Here is a 16,539-nt window from a genome sequence, read left to right as displayed (position 1 = left end):
CGGAAAGTCCCGTCGTCGCCATGAAGCAGGTTCGCCTCCTCCCGTCAGCCCCCGTCCGCGCCGCGTGCGCGGTCGCGGTGGCCGCGCTCGCCGGCTGCGCGCAGATTCCGCGCGACCCGATCATCCAGCAGCCGATGACGGCGCAGCCGCCGATGCCGATGTCGATGCAGGCGCCCGGCTCGATCTACAACCCGGGCTACGCGGGCCGGCCGCTGTTCGAGGATCAGCGGCCGCGCAACATCGGCGACATCCTGACGATCGTGATCGCGGAAAACATCAACGCGACCAAGTCGTCGGGCGCGAATACCAACCGGCAAGGCAACACCGACTTCAACGTGCCGACGGCCGGCTTCCTCGGCGGGCTGTTCGCGAAGGCGAACCTCTCCGCGGCCGGCAGCAACAAGTTCGCGGCGACGGGCGGCGCCAGCGCGGCGAACACGTTCAACGGCACGATCACCGTGACCGTCACCAACGTGCTGCCGAACGGCAATCTCGTCGTGAGCGGCGAGAAGCAGATGCTGATCAACCAGGGCAACGAGTTCGTGCGCTTCTCCGGGGTCGTCAACCCGAACACGATCTCGGGCGCGAACTCGGTCTACTCGACGCAGGTGGCCGACGCGCGGATCGAATACTCGGCGAAGGGCTACATCAACGAAGCCGAGACGATGGGCTGGCTGCAGCGCTTCTTCCTCAACATCGCACCGTGGTGATGACGATGCAGCAGCCTCTTTTCCATCGCCTGTCGTCCCGTGTGTCGCGCGTGCCTGCCGTCGCGCGGCTCGCCGCCGCGTTCGTGCTGGCGGCATGCGCGCTCGGCGCGGCACCCGCGCACGCGGAGCGCCTGAAGGACCTCGCGCAGATCCAGGGCGTGCGCGACAACCCGCTGATCGGCTATGGCCTCGTCGTCGGCCTCGACGGCACGGGCGACCAGACGATGCAGACGCCGTTCACCACGCAGACGCTCGCGAACATGCTCGCGAACCTCGGCATCTCGATCAACAACGGCTCGGCGAACGGCGGCACGTCGTCGCTGAACAACATGCAGCTGAAGAACGTCGCGGCCGTGATGGTGACCGCGACACTGCCGCCGTTCGCGCGGCCGGGCGAGGCGCTCGACGTGACGGTCTCGTCGCTCGGCAACGCCAAGAGCCTGCGCGGCGGCACGCTGCTGCTCACGCCGCTGAAGGGCGCGGACGGCCAGGTGTACGCGCTCGCGCAGGGCAACATGGCGGTCGGCGGCGCGGGGGCGAGCGCGAACGGCAGCCGCGTGCAGGTGAACCAGCTCGCGGCCGGCCGGATCGTCGGCGGCGCGATCGTCGAGCGCTCGGTGCCGAACGCGATCGCGCAGATGAACGGCGTGCTGCAACTGCAACTGAACGACATGGATTACGGCACCGCGCAGCGGATCGTGTCCGCGGTCAATTCGAGCTTCGGCCCGGGCACCGCGACGGCGCTCGACGGCCGCACGATCCAGCTCGCCGCGCCGGCGGATTCCGCGCAGCAGGTCGCGTTCATGGCGCGCCTGCAGAACCTCGACGTGAGCCCGGACAAGGCCGCCGCAAAGGTGATCCTGAACGCGCGCACCGGCTCGATCGTGATGAACCAGATGGTCACGCTGCAAAGCTGCGCGGTCGCGCACGGCAACCTGTCGGTGGTCGTCAACACGCAGCCCGTGGTGTCGCAGCCGGGGCCGTTCTCGAACGGGCAGACGGTGGTCGCGCAGCAATCGCAGATCCAGCTGAAGCAGGACAACGGCGCGCTGAAGATGGTGACGGCCGGCGCGAACCTCGCCGACGTCGTGAAGGCGCTGAACACGCTCGGCGCGACGCCGGCGGACCTGATGTCGATCCTGCAGGCGATGAAGGCGGCCGGCGCGTTGCGCGCCGATCTGGAGATCATCTAAATGGCAGCGAACCTCCCGAACGCGAATGACCTGACGCAGCGCTTCGCACTCGACGTGCAGGGCTTCGACGCGCTGCGCGCGCAGGCGAAGCAGTCGCCGCAGGCCGGCGCGAAAGCGGTCGCGGGCCAGTTCGACGCGATGTTCACGCAGATGATGCTCAAGAGCATGCGCGACGCGTCGCCCGACGGCGGGCTGCTCGATTCGCACACGTCGAAGATGTACACGTCGATGCTCGACCAGCAACTCGCGCAGCAGATGTCGAAGCGCGGGATCGGCGTGGCCGACGCGCTGATGAAGCAGCTGCTGCGCAACGCGGGGCAGGGCGCGGGCGGCGACACGGCGGCCGACGCCGGCGCGGCCGGGCTCGGCGCGGTCGGCCTGGGTGCGGCCGGCTCGGGCACGTCGGGCAACGAAGGCAGCCTGGCCGCGATGAACGCGATGGCGAGGGCCTACGCGAACGCGGCGAACAACGGCGGGCTCGCCGGCGCGCGCGGCTACACGGCCGGCAGCGCGCTGACGCCGCCGCTGAAGGGCGCGAGCGGCGCGCAGGACGCCGACGCGTTCGTCGACCGGCTCGCCGGCCCGGCCCAGGCGGCGAGCGCGACCACCGGCATCCCGGCGCGCTTCATCGTCGGCCAGGCCGCGCTCGAATCGGGCTGGGGCAAGCGCGAGATCCGCGCGAGCGACGGCTCGACGAGCTACAACGTGTTCGGCATCAAGGCGAACAAGGGCTGGACGGGCCGCACGGTGTCGGCGCTGACGACCGAATACGTGAACGGCACGCCGCGCCGCGTCGTCGCGAAGTTCCGCGCGTACGATTCGTACGAGCACGCGATGACCGATTATGCAAACCTGCTGAAGAACAACCCGCGCTACGCGGGCGTGCTGAGCGCGAGCCGCAGCGTCGAGGGCTTCGCGCACGGGATGCAGAAGGCCGGCTACGCGACCGACCCGAACTACGCGAAGAAGCTGATCTCGATCATGCAGCAGATCGGTTGACGGGGCAGGGGCCGGAACGGCCCCGCCTGCCGCCCGTTTCTTGCAGTCTTACGGACCGCGTCCGGCACCCTGCCGCGCGCGGTTTCAACGTTTGCGCGAAAAAAACCGGCATTTCGATCTAAACTTTCGGTGAGCACTGCCGCTAAGTGTGTGAGACCTGCAACCGGGCCATGTTCTGGCCCGGTTTTACTGCGCACCGGTTGCCCGGGCGCCCATGAAAAGAAAACCGGCTAGCCATGAATATCGAAACGTCGACCGACCCGAGCCTGGATGCGGGCCATTCCGGGCCTGACTACGCCCGCCGCAATCCGCTGGAGATCGGCGTGCAGCTGCGCAACCTCGTGAACCGAGGCGACTTCCTGACCGTCCAGTACCCGGGCGGCCAGCTCGTCACGCGCCTGCTCGAGGTCGACGTCGGCGCGCGCACGTTCACGTTCGACTGGGGTGCGCTGTCCGAGCAGAACGCCGGCATCCTCGGCGCGTCGCATTGCACGTTCGCGGCGGCGCCCGAAGGCGTGCGCGTGGAATTCACCACGAGTACGCCGCGCGAGACGCGCTACGAGGGGCTGCCCGCGTTCGTCGCCGATTTCCCCGACGTGCTGATGTGCATCCAGCGCCGCGAGTATTTCCGTGTCGATGCGCCGATCGTCGATCCGTTCCTGTGTCGCGGCAAGCTGCCGGACGGCGAGAGCTTCGTGTTCGAGGTGCATAACCTGTCGCTCGGCGGCGTCGGCCTGCGCACGGCCGACGAGCGTGTCGAGGCGCTCGAGGTCGGCACGCTGCTGCCGGACGTCGAGCTCGAGCTGACCGGCCACGGCACGCTGTCGCTCGACCTGCGGCTCGTGTCGCAGCGTTCGACCCAGATGCCGAACGGTTCGCGCCGCTTCCAGCTCGGTTTTCGCTTCATGTCGCTGCCGGGCAGCGCGGAGAACACGCTGCAGCGCCTGATCACGCAGCTCGAGATGAAGCGCCGCTCGCTCGCCCGGGCCTGACGTACTCCCGTCTCGCGGCCCCGCCCGGGGCCGCTTTCGCACCGGTGCCGGCAGCGTCCGCCGCGCCGTTCGACAGACGACGCGCACGCGCGCGTCGCATGCGCATTTTTCCCTCAATTTTTCCGATCCGCGGCCGTTATACCGGGAGTTACGCAACCCGGCGGCCGCAGCGCGGCCGGCTCATCAGGATCGCGCATGTCCAACACACTCATGAACCTCGGTGTCAGCGGCCTCAATGCCGCGCTCTGGGGCCTCACGACGACCGGTCAGAACATCAGCAACGCCGCGACGCCCGGCTATTCGGTCGAACGCCCGGTCTATGCCGAGGCGAGCGGCCAGTACACGTCGAGCGGGTACATGCCGCAGGGCGTGAACACCGTCACGGTGCAGCGGCAGTACAGCCAGTACCTGAGCGACCAGCTGAACAGCGCGCAGTCGCAGGGCGGCGCGCTGTCGACGTGGTATTCGCTCGTCGCGCAGCTGAACAACTACGTCGGCAGCCCGACGGCCGGGATCTCGACCGCGATCACGGGCTATTTCACCGGCTTGCAGAACGTCGCGAACAGCGCCGCCGATCCGTCGGTGCGGCAGACCGCGATCAGCAACGCGCAGATCCTCGCGAATCAGCTCAATGCGGCCGGCCAGCAGTACGACGCGCTGCGCCAGAGCGTGAATACGCAGCTCACCAGCACGGTGTCGCAGATCAACACGTACACCGCGCAGATCGCCAATCTGAACCAGCAAATCTCGGCGGCGAGCAGCCAGGGGCAGCCGCCGAACCAGCTGATGGACCAGCGCGACCTCGCGGTGTCGAACCTGTCGAGCCTCGCAGGCGTGCAGGTGGTGCGCAACGACAGCGGCTACAGCGTGTTCCTCGCGGGCGGCCAGCCGCTCGTTCTCGCCGACAAGAGCTATCAGCTCGCGACCGTCACGTCGCCGTCGGATCCGAGCGAGCTGACCGTCGTGTCGCAGGGGATCGCCGGCGCGAATCCGCCAGGCCCGAACCAGGCGCTGCCGGATGCGTCGCTGTCGGGCGGCACGCTCGGTGGCCTGCTCGCGTTCCGCAGCCAGACGCTCGACCCCGCGCAGGCGCAACTCGGCGCGGTCGCGGCCAGTTTCGCCGCGCAGGTCAACGGGCAGAACGCGCTCGGCATCGATCTGTCGGGCAAGCCGGGCGGCAACCTGTTCACGGTGGCGGCCCCGGCCGTCTATTCGAATCAGGGCAATACCGGCAACGCGTCGCTTTCCGTCTCGTTCGCCAACGCGTCGCAGCCGACGACGAGCGACTACACGCTGTCGTACGACGGCACGAACTACACGCTGACCGACCGCGCGAGCGGCGCGGTGGTCGACCAGAAGGCCGGGCCGATGCCGCTTTCGCTCGGCGGGCTGAACTTCTCGTTCTCGTCCGGCGCGATGAATGCCGGCGACCAGTTCACCGTGCTTCCGACGCGCGGCGCGCTGTCGGGCTTCGGCCTCGCGACGACGAGCGGCTCGGCGATCGCGGCCGCGTCGCCGGCCATCACGTCGCCGTCGAGCACCAACATCGGCACCGCCAAGATCGCGCTGAGCGGGGTGAGCGCCGGCTACCAGGTGCCGTCGACCAAGCTGACCTACGACGCGGCGACGAAGTCGCTGTCGGGCTTCCCGGTCGGAACCACGGTGACGATCCCGGGCACGCCGCCGACTTCGGTGACGATCAACACGCCGACCGACTCCGTGCCGTACGACCCGACGACCGGTGCGGCGATGACGATGTCCGGGACGGCCGCCGGGGCGATGAATGGCGTGACCGTCACGCTGTCGGGCACGCCGTCGGACGGCGATTCGTTCACGATCGGACCGTACGCGGGCGGCACGAGCGACGGCAGCAACGCGCTCGCGCTGTCGAAGCTCGTCAACGCGAAGACGCTCGGCGGCGGCACGACGACGCTCACCGGCGCCTATGCGAACTACGTGAACAACATCGGCAACGCCGCGAGCCAGCTCAAGTCGTCGAGCACGGCACAGACGGCGCTGGTCGGCCAGATCACGTCCGCGCAGCAGTCGGTGTCGGGCGTGAACCAGAACGAGGAAGCCGCGAACCTGATGCAGTACCAGCAGCTCTACCAGGCGAACGCGAAAGTGATCCAGACGGCGTCGTCGCTGTTCCAGACCGTGCTGGGCCTGTTCAGCTGACCGGATTCGAGAGGATAGAAACGATGCGGATTTCCACGACCCAGTTCTACCAGCTGAACGTTGGCCAGATGAACGATCAGCAGGCCCAGCTCGCGCAGCTCTACCAGCAGATCTCGAGCGGCGTGAGCCTGACGACGCCGGCCGACAACCCGGTGGGCGCGGCGCAGGCGGTGCAGTTGTCGATGACGTCGGCCACGCTGTCGCAGTACGCGGCGAACCAGAACGTGGCGCTCGCGTCGCTGCAGGCCGAGGACCAGACGCTGCAGAACGTCGGCACCGTGCTCGGCAGCGTCCAGTCGGTGATCGTGCGCGCCGGCGACGGTTCGCTCGCGGACAGCGACCGCGCGGCGCTCGCGACGCAGCTCGAGGGCTATCGCGACCAGTTGTTGTCGCTCGCGAACTCGACGGACGGCGCGGGCAACTACCTGTTCGCCGGCTACAAGAATGCGGCGGCGCCGTTCACGAAGAACGCGGCCGGCGGCATCAGCTATGTCGGCGATACGGGCACGCGCACGGTACAGATCGACGATTCGCGCAGCGTGCCGCAGGGCGACTCGGGCCTTTCGGTGTTCATGTCGGTGCAGGCGCTGGGCAGCTCGCCGGTGCAGGCGGCAGGCGTGGGCAACACGGGCACGGCCACCATCGGCAACGTCACGGTGACGGACCCGTCGGCCGCGACGAACGCGCATCAGTTCACGATCACCTTCGGCGGCACGGCGGCCGCGCCGACCTACACGGTGACCGACAATACGGCGTCGCCGCCGACGACCACGCCCGCGCAGGCCTACACGTCGGGCACCGCGATCGCGCTCGGCAGCGGGATGAAGGTGGCGGTGTCGGGCACGCCGTCGGTCAACGACACCTTTTCGGTCACGCCTGCGCCGCAGGCGAGCGGGGTCGACGTGTTCTCGACGCTCGATTCGATGATCACGGCGTTGAAGACGCCCGTGACCGGCAACCCGACGGCGAGCGCCGCGCTGTCGAACACGATGGGCACGGCCGCGACGAAGATCAACAACACGATGCGCAACGTCAAGACGGTGCTGGCATCGGTCGGCGGCCGCGAGCAGGAAGTCAAGGCGATGCAGGCCGTCAACCAGACTGCGGCGCTGCAGACGAGCAGCAACCTGTCGGACCTGACCAGCACCAACATGGTGACGACCATCAGCCAGTACCTGCAGGTGCAGAACGCGCTGAGCGGCGCGCAGAAGGCGTACGCGCAGTTGCAGAACATGTCGCTGTTCCAGTACATCAATCCGTGACCCCCGTGGCGCCCGCCGCGATGTGAGCGCACGCTTGCATCGCGGCGAGCGCCGGCAGGCCTCCGTCGGCCTTCATCTGGCTTCGTCGGCCTTCATCTGCGCAATCGTGCCGTCCGGCACTCCGCCCGACGGCACGACCGCTGCACCGGCGGTTCGCGCTTGCCAGCCCCAATTCCGCTCCGTAAACTCGCGCCAGATTCCAGACCGGCGCACCGTCCGCAGCCGGCGTTCGACAGGAGCCCTTTTCCCCATGTCCGATTCCTACTTCCCGCGCTGGCGGGTGCAACCGACCGGCGCCGCCTCGCGCGTGGTCGGCCCCGACGAACGCCTCGCGTGGCCGCAGATGGTCGCGATGGGCGTGCAGCACGTCGTCGCGATGTTCGGCTCGACCGTGCTCGCGCCGCTGCTGATGGGCTTCGACCCGAACCTGTGCATCTTCATGTCGGGCATCGGCACGCTGCTGTTCTTCGTGCTGGTCGGCGGTCGCGTGCCGAGCTACCTCGGCTCGAGCTTCGCGTTCATCGGCCTCGTGATCGCGGTGACGGGCTACGGCGGCAGCGGGCCGAACCCGAACATCCCCGTCGCGCTCGGCGGGATCATCGCGTGCGGCGTCGTGTACGTCGCGCTCGGCGCGCTGGTGCAGGCGATCGGCACGCGCTGGATCGAGACGCTGATGCCGCCCGTCGTCACCGGCGCGGTGGTCGCGGTGATCGGGCTGAACCTGGCGCCGATCGCGGTCAAGGGCGTGTCGGCGTCGACCTTCGACTCGGTGATGGCGCTCGTCACGGTGCTGTGCGTCGGCGGCGTTGCCGTGTTCGCGCGCGGGATGATGCAGCGCCTGCTGATCCTCGTCGGGCTGGTGATCGCCTACGTGATCTATGCGATCGCCACCAACGGGATGGGCCTCGGCAAGCCGGTCGATTTCTCGATCGTCGCGCATGCCGCGTGGTTCGGCGTGCCGAGCTTCCGTGCGCCGGTCTTCGATCCGCACGCGATGCTGATGCTCGCGCCGATCGCGGTGATCCTGGTCGCGGAGAACCTCGGCCACATCAAGGCGGTGAGCGCGATGACGGGCACCAACCTCGACCGCTACGTCGGTCGCGCGTTCATCGGCGACGGGCTCGCGACGATCGTGTCGGGCAGCGTCGGCGGCACGGGCGTGACCACCTACGCGGAGAACATCGGCGTCATGGCCGTCACGCGGATCTATTCGACGCTGGTGTTCGCGGTCGCCGCGCTGATCGCGATCGGGCTGGGCTTCTCGCCGAAGTTCGGCGCGGTGATCCAGACGATTCCGGGCCCGGTGCTCGGCGGCGTGTCGATCGTCGTGTTCGGGCTGATCGCGGTGACGGGCGCGCGGATCTGGGTCGTCAACAAGGTCGACTTCTCCGACAACCGCAACCTGATCGTCGCGGCCGTCACGCTGGTGCTCGGCGCCGGCGACTTCTCGCTGAAGTTCGGCGGCTTCGGGCTCGGCGGGATCGGCACGGCGACGTTCGGCGCGATCATCCTGTACGCGATCCTGCGCAAGGAAAAGGAACCGGGCCCGGTGGTCTGACCCGGCAGCGGGCGGTGCAATGCCGCCCGCCGGCACGTATTTACGGGCCGATATTCGACTGCGCCTGCAGCCACGCGCAGAACTGCGTGACGAGCGTATCGCCGGCCGGCGCGCCCGGCGCGATCCACCAGTAGCTGCGCGTCGCGATGCGCGGCCCGGGCAGCGGCATCACGAGGCGGCCGCTCGCGAGCTCGTCGTCGATCAGCGGCAGCGGGCCGAGCGCGACGCCCAGCCCGTCGACGGCCGCCTGCAGCGCCAGGTAGAAGTGATCGAACGACTGCCGCTTGCGCCCCTTCATCGTCACGCCGGCCGCCGCGAACCAGTCGCGCCAGCCTTCCGGCCGCGTATCCGAATGCAGCAGCACGTGCCGCGCGAGATCGTCCGCCCGGGCGATTGGCGCGCGCTTGAGCAGCGCGGGGCTGCAGACCGGAATCACGCTTTCGTCGAGGAAGTGGCCGCTCGTGCAGTTCGGCCAGTGGCCGGGGCCGCGGCGGATCGCGACGTCGAAACCGTCGAGCGCGTCGAGCGGCGCGTTCGACGTGGACAGCTTCAGCTCGACGTTCGGCACGTCGCGCTGGAACCGCGACAGGCGCGGCAGCAGCCATTTCATCGCGAAGGTCGGCAGCGCATTGATGCGCAGCACGCGTGCGGCACCGGTGTTGCGCAGTTGCTCGGTGGCGAGCGCGATGCTGTCGAACGCAGCACGGACGGTATCCAGATAGCGGCGGCCTTCGTCGGTGAGCTTCACGCGCTTGCCGTAGCGGTGGAACACCGGCTTGCCGAGCCACGCCTCGAACCCGGCGATTTGCCGACTGATGGCACCGTGAGTCACATGCAGCTCGTCGCCGGCGGCGCTGAAGCTTTCGTGTCGTGCCGCTGCTTCAAAGGCCCGAAGCGCGGAAAAGGAAGGGAGATCGCGTGCCATGCTTGTGATTCTAAGTCACAAAGGCGCGCCGATAAAATCGTTTTGCCGGGGTGCGGAACGGCGGTAACCTCGAGGCACCGTTTGATGAGGACCCCCATGCAATCCGTTTCTCCGCCGCCCGCCGCGTCCCCGCGCCGGATCGGCCTCGCCGAGCTGTTCACCGGTTTCCTGTCGCTCGGCCTGATGTCGTTCGGCGGCGCGCTGCCGTTCGCACGGCGTACGATCGTCGACGAGCGCAAATGGCTCACCGCCGACGAATTCACCGATCTGCTCGGGCTGTGCCAGTTCCTGCCGGGCGGCAACGTGATCAACCTGTCGGTCGCCGTCGGCATGCGCTTTCGCGGCGTCGCGGGCGCGTTCGCCGGCATTCTCGGGTTGATCGCGGGCCCAACGCTCGTGGTCGTCGCGCTCGGCGTGCTGTATGCGAAGACGCAGGGCGATCCGCGTGTGCAGCACCTGTTCGGCGGGCTCGCTGCCGCGGCCGCGGGCCTGCTCGTCGCGATGGCCGTGAAGGTCGCGAAACAGCTGCGGCACGCGCCGCGCACCGCGGCCGGCATCGCGGCGCTCGCGTTCGTCGCGATCGCGGTGCTGCGCATGCCGCTCCTGACCACGATGCTGGTGTTGACGCCCGCGAGCATCTGGCTCGCGTCGCGCCGCCGCGATACGCCGGCACCGCAGCACGCCGCCGCGCGCGACGGAGGCCAGTCATGAACGACACGCTGGTCGCGATCGCGACGATCTTCAGCCAGCTTTCGCTGCTCGCGTTTGGCGGCGGCAACACGATCCTGCCGGAGATGCAGCGGCAGGTCGTCGACGTGCACCACTGGATGAGCGCGCACGAGTTCACCGCGCTGTTCGCGCTCGCGCAGGCCGCGCCGGGGCCGAACATGATGATCGTGTCGCTGGTCGGCTGGCACGTGGCCGGCTGGGCCGGGCTGCTGGTCGCGTCGATCGCGAAGTTCGGGCCGTCGTCGCTCGTCACGGTGCTGGCGCTGCACGCGTGGGAGCGCTTTCGCGACCGGCCGTGGCGCCGCTACGTGCAGCAGGGGCTGATGCCGGTCACGGTCGGGCTCGTCGCGGCCAGCGCGGTGCTGATCTCCGAGGCGTCGAACCGCACGGCGATCCAATGGGGCATCACGGCCGCCTGCGCGGTGCTCGCGTGGCGCACGCGCCTCCATCCGCTATGGCTGCTCGCGGCCGGCGCGTTGATCGGGCTCACGGGCATCGGGCAGTGAGCCAAGGACAAGCCATCTCCCGTGCAGCATACTGGCGCGAATATTCACGGGAGGATCGATGGATCTGGACGGCGCCAGCCGCAATCTCACTGTCGCCGCGTTGCTGACGCTGTCCGGCGGCTACCTCGACGCGTACACGTACGTCGGCCACGGCCACGTGTTCGCGAACACGATGACCGGCAACGTCGCGCTGCTCGGCATCAACCTGTCGGCCGGCGAATGGGCCGCCGCGCTGCATCACGTGCCGCCGCTCGTCGGCTTCGTGATCGCAGTGTTCGTCGCGCACCTGCTCGGTCTCGCCGCACAGCGCGGCTGGATGCGGCACACCGCGTTCGCGAGCCTGATCGTCGAGATCGCGTTTCTCGGCGTCGCCGCGAGCGGCCTCGTCGGCGCGTCGAGCGCGTGGCTGATTCCGGGCATCTCGTTCGTCGCGACGCTGCAGACGCTGTCGTTCACCCATCTCGAGGAACTGTCGTACACGTCGGTGATGACGACCGGCAACCTGCGGCGTGCCGCGCAGAAGCTGTTCGTCGGGTTGATCCCGCGCTACGACGCGGGTGCGCTGCACGACTCGGCGCTGCTCGCGACGATCAGCTTCTGCTTCCTGGCCGGCGCGGTGGTCGGCGGCCTCGCGACGCGGCTCGCGCCGGACGTCGCGCTGTGGGGCGCCGTGCTGCTGCTTGCGGGCGCGTTCGCGGAGATCGTGCGGCGCGCGTGGCGTCGCGCGGGGAACGGCGGCGACGACGGTCGCGACGGCGACGGGGTGGCGCAAACGGCCTGACGGCGCGCGAGGCAAGCCCGGTACGGGAAACGTTGTTCCCGGGCGACAGTCGCGCGATTACCGCGCGTTTCAATTTCTTTCAGAGATTGCAGTCGTCATATGATTCAGCCCATATCGCGCGCGCCATGAACGTGCGCGATCGCCACCCGGCTGCGCACGCGGCCGGCAATGAACGGAGACACCTACAAATAGGAAAGCTCATGAAGCAGACCACCCGACTCGCAGTCATCGCAGGGGGCGCCGCGCTCGCATTCGCCAGCCAGTACGCGGCCGCACAAAGCTCGGTCACGCTCTGGGGCGTCGCCGACGTCAGCGTCCGCTACCTGACCAACGCAAACGCCAAGAACGACGGCCTGCTGTCGATGACCAACGGCGCGATCACCAACAGCCGCTTCGGCATCTACGGCACGGAAGACCTCGGCAGCGGCCTGAAGGCCGTGTTCAAGCTCGAAAGCGGCGTGAACCTGCAGAACGGCGCATTCTCCGACAGCGGCCGCCTGTTCAACCGTGCGGCATACGTCGGCCTGGATAGCCCGTACGGCACGGTGACGCTCGGCCGCCAGAAGACGCCGCTCTTCGACCTGCTGTCGGACACCTACGATCCGCTGACGGTCGGCAACTACTTCGAAAATGCCTGGCTGCCGGTCGCACTCGGCGGCGGCCTGTATGCGGACAACCAGATCAAGTACTCGGGCACTTTCGCGGGCCTGACCGCGAAGGCGATGTATTCGACGGGCACGAACTACGAATCGACCGGCGCGGGCGGCTTCTCGGGCCAGATCCCGGGCTCGCTCGGCAAGGGCAATGCGTGGGGCGTCTCGCTGTCGTACGTGATGGGCCCGCTCAGCATCGCGGCCGGCGCGCAGCAGAACAGCGACAACTCCGCACGCAAGCAGACGATCTACCACGCGAACGTCGTGTACGCGTTCAGCAAGGCGAAGGTCTATGCCGGCTACCTGCGCTCGAAGGATGACACCGGTTTCGTCGACAGCCTGCTCGCGCAGCAGTCGATTCCGGTCGCGAAGGGCACGGGCCGGATCGACGACGGTCCGTTCGCGGGCGTGAGCTGGCAGGTCAGCACGCCGCTGACGCTGACGGGCGCGTTCTACTACGACCACATGCGCAACGCGATGACCGCGAACGGCACGCTCGCGAGCGGCAACCGCTACGCGATCGTCGGCATCGCCGAATACGCGCTCAGCAAGCGCACGGAAGTCTACGGCACCATCGACTTCAACAAGACGAACGGCGCGGCGAACGTCGAACTGCCGGGTCGCAGCAACCAGACCGGCATCGCGATCGGCCTGCGCAATATCTTCTGACGAAAGTCGGCATGCATGCGCGGGCCCAGGCTCGGCGCGCATCGAAGAGGCTCCCGCGGGAGCCTCTTTTTTTTCGTCACGCGACCTTCATGCGCGTGGCCGACCATTCAGCGACCGCTCCATCGGGAACTGCCAGCCCGTAAGGATTCCGTCGGCATTCCAGAACATACTTTGACAGTGCGCACGAAGCGATTCCGCTACGCTGCGTGCAGGGTCCGCCGCGTGCCGCAACGCACGCGCGGGCGTCGTTCCGGCGTGCGTTTCGCGTGCGGCCGGCCTCGTGCGTAACTTGTGTATCCGGTGATGACAAACACGGTCTGCCGGTTTTTTTCGTGGGACGATGCGCTCACGATTTTCTTGAAAGGGGATGACGATGGGTATCCTGAACACCGTGGGTGAAATCGCTGGCGCAGTGGCAGCCGTCGAGGCGGCCGAGAAGGTCGATCCGGATGCGGGTTTGCTGACCAAGGCGGCGGCAGCCGTCGCCGGCTTCAAGGGCGCCGAGGCGATCGAAGGCATGCTCGAGAAGAAGGAAGAGCAGCCCCAGCAGGCAGACGATACGCAGGCGACGGACGGCAGCGACACGTCGCAGGCCTGAGCATGGCGGCCGGTCCCGCCGCGGGTGCGCCCCTCGCGCGCCCGGACGGACCGGTGCCGCGCGGCCGGCAGGCCGGGCATGTGGTCGATCGGTGACGCATGGCAAACCCGGCAGCTGGTTTGACCGGCGAGAGGCAACGTCTCTCGCCGTTTTTTATGGCGCGCGCGTCCTGCGGCGCCACGGTCCACACGAATTCCCGAATCTTGTTATCGTGCCGTCATCCGAATCGAGATGAGGGCTTGCGATGGATTTCGACTACGACCTGTTCGTCATCGGGGCCGGCTCCGGCGGCGTGAGGCTCGCCCGGATGTCGGCGTCATACGGCGCGCGCGTCGGCATAGCGGAAGAAGAGCAGATCGGCGGTACCTGCGTGCTGCGCGGCTGCATTCCGAAGAAGCTGCTCGTCTACGCATCGCACTATCCGCACGAGCTCGAGGACGCGAAGGGCTTCGGCTGGACCTTCGGCGCCGGCACGCTCGACTGGCCCGCGCTGATCGCCGCGAAGGATCGCGAGATCAACCGGCTCAGCGACATCTACATCAACCTGCTGCGGCAATCCGGCGTCGCGATGCACGCGGGGCGCGCGACGCTCGTCGATGCGCATACCGTCGCGATCGGCGAACGCACGATCCGTGCGCGCCACATCGCGATCGCGACCGGTTCGCGCCCGTCGCTGCCGTCGCGGCCCGGCATCGAGCATGCGATCACGTCGCGCGAGGCGCTGTCGCTCGCGACGCTGCCCGCACGCATCGCGGTGGTCGGCGGCGGCTATATCGCGGTCGAGTTCGCGGGCATCTTCAACGGCGTCGGCAGCCATGTCGATCTCTTCTATCGCGGCGAGAAGATCCTGCGCGGCTTCGACGACGACGTGCGTCAATTCCTGACCGACGAGATGACCAGGCAGGGCGTCGCGATCCATGCGCGCGCGGTGGTCGAATCGATCGCGCGCGCGGACGACGGCACGCTCTCCGTGCGTGTCGGCGACGCGCAGCACGGGCCGTACGACGCGGTGCTCTACGCGACCGGCCGCGTGCCGAACGTCGAAGGGCTGGGGCTCGAACGGGCGGGCGTCGTGCTCGACGCGCGTGGTGCGATCGCCGTCGATGCGTATTCGGCGACGTCGGTGCCCTCGATCCATGCGATCGGCGACGTCACGTCGCGGCCGCAGCTCACCCCGGTGGCGACACGCGACGGCGGACTGCTCGCGCGGACATTGTTCGGCGGCGCGCGTGTCGCGGCCGATCACGATTATGTGCCGTCGGCCGTGTTCAGCCAGCCCGAGGTCGCGACGGTCGGCCTGACCGAGGCCGATGCGCGTCGCCTGCACGGGGAGGTCGACATCTACCGCGCGTCGTTCAAGGCGCTGCGCCACACGCTGTCGGGCCGCGACGAGCGCACGCTGATGAAGCTCGTGGTCGCGCGCGACAGCCAGCGCGTGATCGGCGCGCACATGGTCGGCCGCGACGCGGGCGAGATCATCCAGGGCATCGCGATCGCGATCCGCGCGGGCGCGACGAAGGCGCAGTTCGACGACACGATCGGCATTCACCCGACCGCAGCGGAGGAATTCGTGACGATGCGCCAGAAAGTGGCCGACTGACCGCAACCGGTGCGCCGGCTCGCCGGCCGGCGCGCGTGTTCCGCGCGCCCGGCTGGCGTGTGACGCACCACGGATCCGCGATGATTCGTAAAGAACGTCAATTCTTCCAAAGAATCCCCGTCTCGATAATCAGGCTTGGTATCATCGGCCGAAAATCATATTCGGGGCCGATCATGCGCGATCAACAGCGCAGTAAACAAAATCAAGGGGTAGCCGGCGCAAGCGGGGTGGTCGATCCATGCGCCGCGCGTTCGCGTCTTGCCGCAGCACGTCCGTTGCGCGCACTTTCCCTTCGCATGCCGCCATCTCCGTCGCCGTCCGGGCGATGAAGTCGCGCGCGCCAATGCGTGCCCCAACCGTTTCAATCACCGCATCGACCGCCGGCTCGTCAACGCGCCGGCGCGCCCGTTCCGGGCAATCTTTTCACGCAAGGAGACCAGCAGTGAACATTCAGACACGACGCACCGTTCTCGTGGCGGCGGCGCTCGTCGCGGCGCTGTCCGGCTGCGCGACCGAATCGTCGCGCACGCTCGACGTGCCGGCAGTGAGCAGCGCGCAGAAGCCGTATGCGGGCAAGCCCGTCGCGATCGCGGTCGGCAAGTTCGACAACCGCTCGAGCTACATGCGCGGCATCTTCTCGGACGGCATCGACCGCCTCGGCGGACAGGCGAAGACGATCCTCGTCACGCGCCTGCAGCAGAGCCGCCGCTTCAACGTGCTCGATCGCGAGAACCTCGACGAGATCAAGCAGGAAGCCGGCTTCATGAAGAAGGCACAGGCCGTGAAGGGCGCGAACTACGTCGTGACCGGCGACGTGACCGAGTTCGGCCGCAAGGACGTCGGCGATCACCAGCTGTTCGGCATTCTCGGCCGCGGCAAGACGCAGGTCGCGTATGCGAAGGTCAACCTGAACATCGTCGACACGACGACGTCGGAAGTCGTCGCGTCGAGCCAGGGTGCGGGCGAGTTCAGCCTGTCGAACCGGGAAGTGATCGGCTTCGGCGGCACGGCCGGTTACGACTCGACGCTCAACGGCAAGGTGCTTGACCTCGCGATCCAGGAAGCCGTGAATCATCTCGTCGACCAGGTCGACGCCGGCACGCTGAAGGTACCGCAGTAAGCGTCGCAGCCCATGTAGCAGCGCGGCGCCGGGGCCGGCGCCGCGCTGGACCGATTGACAACGACA

General features: G+C 68.2%; 15 protein-coding genes. 14 read left to right on the top strand and 1 reads right to left on the bottom strand.

Translation table 11 applies throughout. The annotated features are described in order from the left end of the window. The first annotated feature begins 20 nt into the window (after window positions 1–20). From flgH to ACT2FV_RS31955, 7 genes are all read left to right on the top strand, one after another. A complete protein-coding gene (gene flgH, locus ACT2FV_RS31985) occupies window positions 21–710 on the top strand; it encodes a flagellar basal body L-ring protein FlgH (protein ID WP_151052119.1) in 690 nt (229 codons plus the stop codon). A 5-nt stretch (window positions 711–715) separates the two neighbouring features. Continuing rightward, window positions 716–1,903, top strand: coding sequence for a flagellar basal body P-ring protein FlgI (locus ACT2FV_RS31980; protein WP_059607544.1), 1,188 nt, complete (start codon window positions 716–718; stop codon window positions 1,901–1,903). Further along, complete coding sequence (flgJ, locus tag ACT2FV_RS31975; RefSeq protein ID WP_059607357.1) at window positions 1,904–2,902, top strand: flagellar assembly peptidoglycan hydrolase FlgJ; 999 nt, start codon at window positions 1,904–1,906, stop codon at window positions 2,900–2,902. A 236-nt stretch (window positions 2,903–3,138) separates the two neighbouring features. Further along, window positions 3,139–3,894 carry a flagellar brake protein gene (locus ACT2FV_RS31970; RefSeq protein WP_124626932.1) on the top strand — a complete coding sequence of 252 codons (756 nt, stop codon included), beginning with the start codon at window positions 3,139–3,141 and terminating at the stop codon, window positions 3,892–3,894. Window positions 3,895–4,089: 195 nt separating this feature from the next. After that, complete coding sequence (flgK, locus tag ACT2FV_RS31965) at window positions 4,090–6,072, top strand: flagellar hook-associated protein FlgK (RefSeq protein ID WP_444505400.1); 1,983 nt, start codon at window positions 4,090–4,092, stop codon at window positions 6,070–6,072. Between the two features lie 23 nt (window positions 6,073–6,095). Next, on the top strand, window positions 6,096–7,334 hold the full coding sequence (flgL, locus tag ACT2FV_RS31960; RefSeq protein ID WP_444505399.1) for a flagellar hook-associated protein FlgL: 1,239 nt from the start codon (window positions 6,096–6,098) through the stop codon (window positions 7,332–7,334). 250 nt (window positions 7,335–7,584) lie between these two features. Next, window positions 7,585–8,892 carry a solute carrier family 23 protein gene (locus tag ACT2FV_RS31955; RefSeq protein ID WP_124902973.1) on the top strand — a complete coding sequence of 436 codons (1,308 nt, stop codon included), beginning with the start codon at window positions 7,585–7,587 and terminating at the stop codon, window positions 8,890–8,892. 40 nt (window positions 8,893–8,932) lie between these two features. Here the strand turns inward: ACT2FV_RS31955 and ACT2FV_RS31950 are convergent, their stop codons facing one another. After that, a complete protein-coding gene (locus tag ACT2FV_RS31950; protein ID WP_444505398.1) occupies window positions 8,933–9,817 on the bottom strand; it encodes a transcriptional regulator GcvA in 885 nt (294 codons plus the stop codon). 96 nt (window positions 9,818–9,913) lie between these two features. On the opposite strand from ACT2FV_RS31950, the gene ACT2FV_RS31945 reads away from it, so the two are divergent. The 7 genes from ACT2FV_RS31945 to ACT2FV_RS31915 all read left to right on the top strand — a co-directional run bounded on the left by ACT2FV_RS31945 (window position 9,914) and on the right by ACT2FV_RS31915 (window position 16,473). Beyond that, on the top strand, window positions 9,914–10,528 hold the full coding sequence (locus ACT2FV_RS31945; protein WP_059679052.1) for a chromate transporter: 615 nt from the start codon (window positions 9,914–9,916) through the stop codon (window positions 10,526–10,528). Further along, window positions 10,525–11,052 (top strand): chromate transporter, encoded by a 528-nt coding sequence (locus tag ACT2FV_RS31940; protein ID WP_226117625.1) that lies wholly within the window; start codon window positions 10,525–10,527, stop codon window positions 11,050–11,052. Before ACT2FV_RS31945 ends, ACT2FV_RS31940 begins: the two co-directional genes overlap by 4 nt. Window positions 11,053–11,110: 58 nt before the next feature. Next, window positions 11,111–11,833 (top strand): YoaK family protein, encoded by a 723-nt coding sequence (locus ACT2FV_RS31935; RefSeq protein ID WP_059679054.1) that lies wholly within the window; start codon window positions 11,111–11,113, stop codon window positions 11,831–11,833. A 200-nt stretch (window positions 11,834–12,033) separates the two neighbouring features. After that, entirely contained in the window at window positions 12,034–13,155 is a 1,122-nt protein-coding gene (locus ACT2FV_RS31930) for a porin (protein WP_444505397.1), read from the top strand. Window positions 13,156–13,528: 373 nt separating this feature from the next. Continuing rightward, the gene (locus ACT2FV_RS31925) at window positions 13,529–13,753 is read left to right on the top strand and encodes a hypothetical protein (protein ID WP_014895816.1); all 225 of its coding nucleotides are present in this window, start codon (window positions 13,529–13,531) and stop codon (window positions 13,751–13,753) included. A 244-nt stretch (window positions 13,754–13,997) separates the two neighbouring features. Beyond that, window positions 13,998–15,353 carry a glutathione-disulfide reductase gene (gor, locus tag ACT2FV_RS31920; RefSeq protein ID WP_124626919.1) on the top strand — a complete coding sequence of 452 codons (1,356 nt, stop codon included), beginning with the start codon at window positions 13,998–14,000 and terminating at the stop codon, window positions 15,351–15,353. A gap of 448 nt (window positions 15,354–15,801) precedes the next feature. Further along, on the top strand, window positions 15,802–16,473 hold the full coding sequence (locus ACT2FV_RS31915; protein WP_182670311.1) for a CsgG/HfaB family protein: 672 nt from the start codon (window positions 15,802–15,804) through the stop codon (window positions 16,471–16,473). Window positions 16,474–16,539: the final 66 nt, after the last annotated feature.

Origin of the sequence: Burkholderia sp. PR2 (assembly GCF_052372875.1) — a bacterium.
In the GTDB taxonomy this organism is placed as follows: Bacteria; Pseudomonadota; Gammaproteobacteria; order Burkholderiales; family Burkholderiaceae; genus Burkholderia; species Burkholderia diffusa.
Note: the sequence above shows the minus strand (reverse complement) of the source record. Positions and strands in the feature narration are given on the sequence as shown.

Bases quoted from the DNA above. Each gene is read 5' to 3' on its own strand.
- ACT2FV_RS31930 (WP_444505397.1), top strand. From the start codon at position 12,034: ATGAAGCAGACCACCCGACTCGCAGTCATCGCAGGGGGCGCCGCGCTC.
- ACT2FV_RS31970 (WP_124626932.1), top strand. From the start codon at position 3,139: ATGAATATCGAAACGTCGACCGACCCGAGCCTGGATGCGGGCCATTCC.
- ACT2FV_RS31940 (WP_226117625.1), top strand. From the start codon at position 10,525: ATGAACGACACGCTGGTCGCGATCGCGACGATCTTCAGCCAGCTTTCG.
- ACT2FV_RS31925 (WP_014895816.1), top strand. From the start codon at position 13,529: ATGGGTATCCTGAACACCGTGGGTGAAATCGCTGGCGCAGTGGCAGCC.
- flgK (WP_444505400.1), top strand. From the start codon at position 4,090: ATGTCCAACACACTCATGAACCTCGGTGTCAGCGGCCTCAATGCCGCG.
- ACT2FV_RS31980 (WP_059607544.1), top strand. From the start codon at position 716: ATGCAGCAGCCTCTTTTCCATCGCCTGTCGTCCCGTGTGTCGCGCGTG.
- ACT2FV_RS31955 (WP_124902973.1), top strand. From the start codon at position 7,585: ATGTCCGATTCCTACTTCCCGCGCTGGCGGGTGCAACCGACCGGCGCC.
- flgJ (WP_059607357.1), top strand. From the start codon at position 1,904: ATGGCAGCGAACCTCCCGAACGCGAATGACCTGACGCAGCGCTTCGCA.
- ACT2FV_RS31950 (WP_444505398.1), bottom strand. From the start codon at position 9,817: ATGGCACGCGATCTCCCTTCCTTTTCCGCGCTTCGGGCCTTTGAAGCA.
- flgH (WP_151052119.1), top strand. From the start codon at position 21: ATGAAGCAGGTTCGCCTCCTCCCGTCAGCCCCCGTCCGCGCCGCGTGC.
- flgL (WP_444505399.1), top strand. From the start codon at position 6,096: ATGCGGATTTCCACGACCCAGTTCTACCAGCTGAACGTTGGCCAGATG.
- ACT2FV_RS31945 (WP_059679052.1), top strand. From the start codon at position 9,914: ATGCAATCCGTTTCTCCGCCGCCCGCCGCGTCCCCGCGCCGGATCGGC.
- ACT2FV_RS31935 (WP_059679054.1), top strand. From the start codon at position 11,111: ATGGATCTGGACGGCGCCAGCCGCAATCTCACTGTCGCCGCGTTGCTG.
- gor (WP_124626919.1), top strand. From the start codon at position 13,998: ATGGATTTCGACTACGACCTGTTCGTCATCGGGGCCGGCTCCGGCGGC.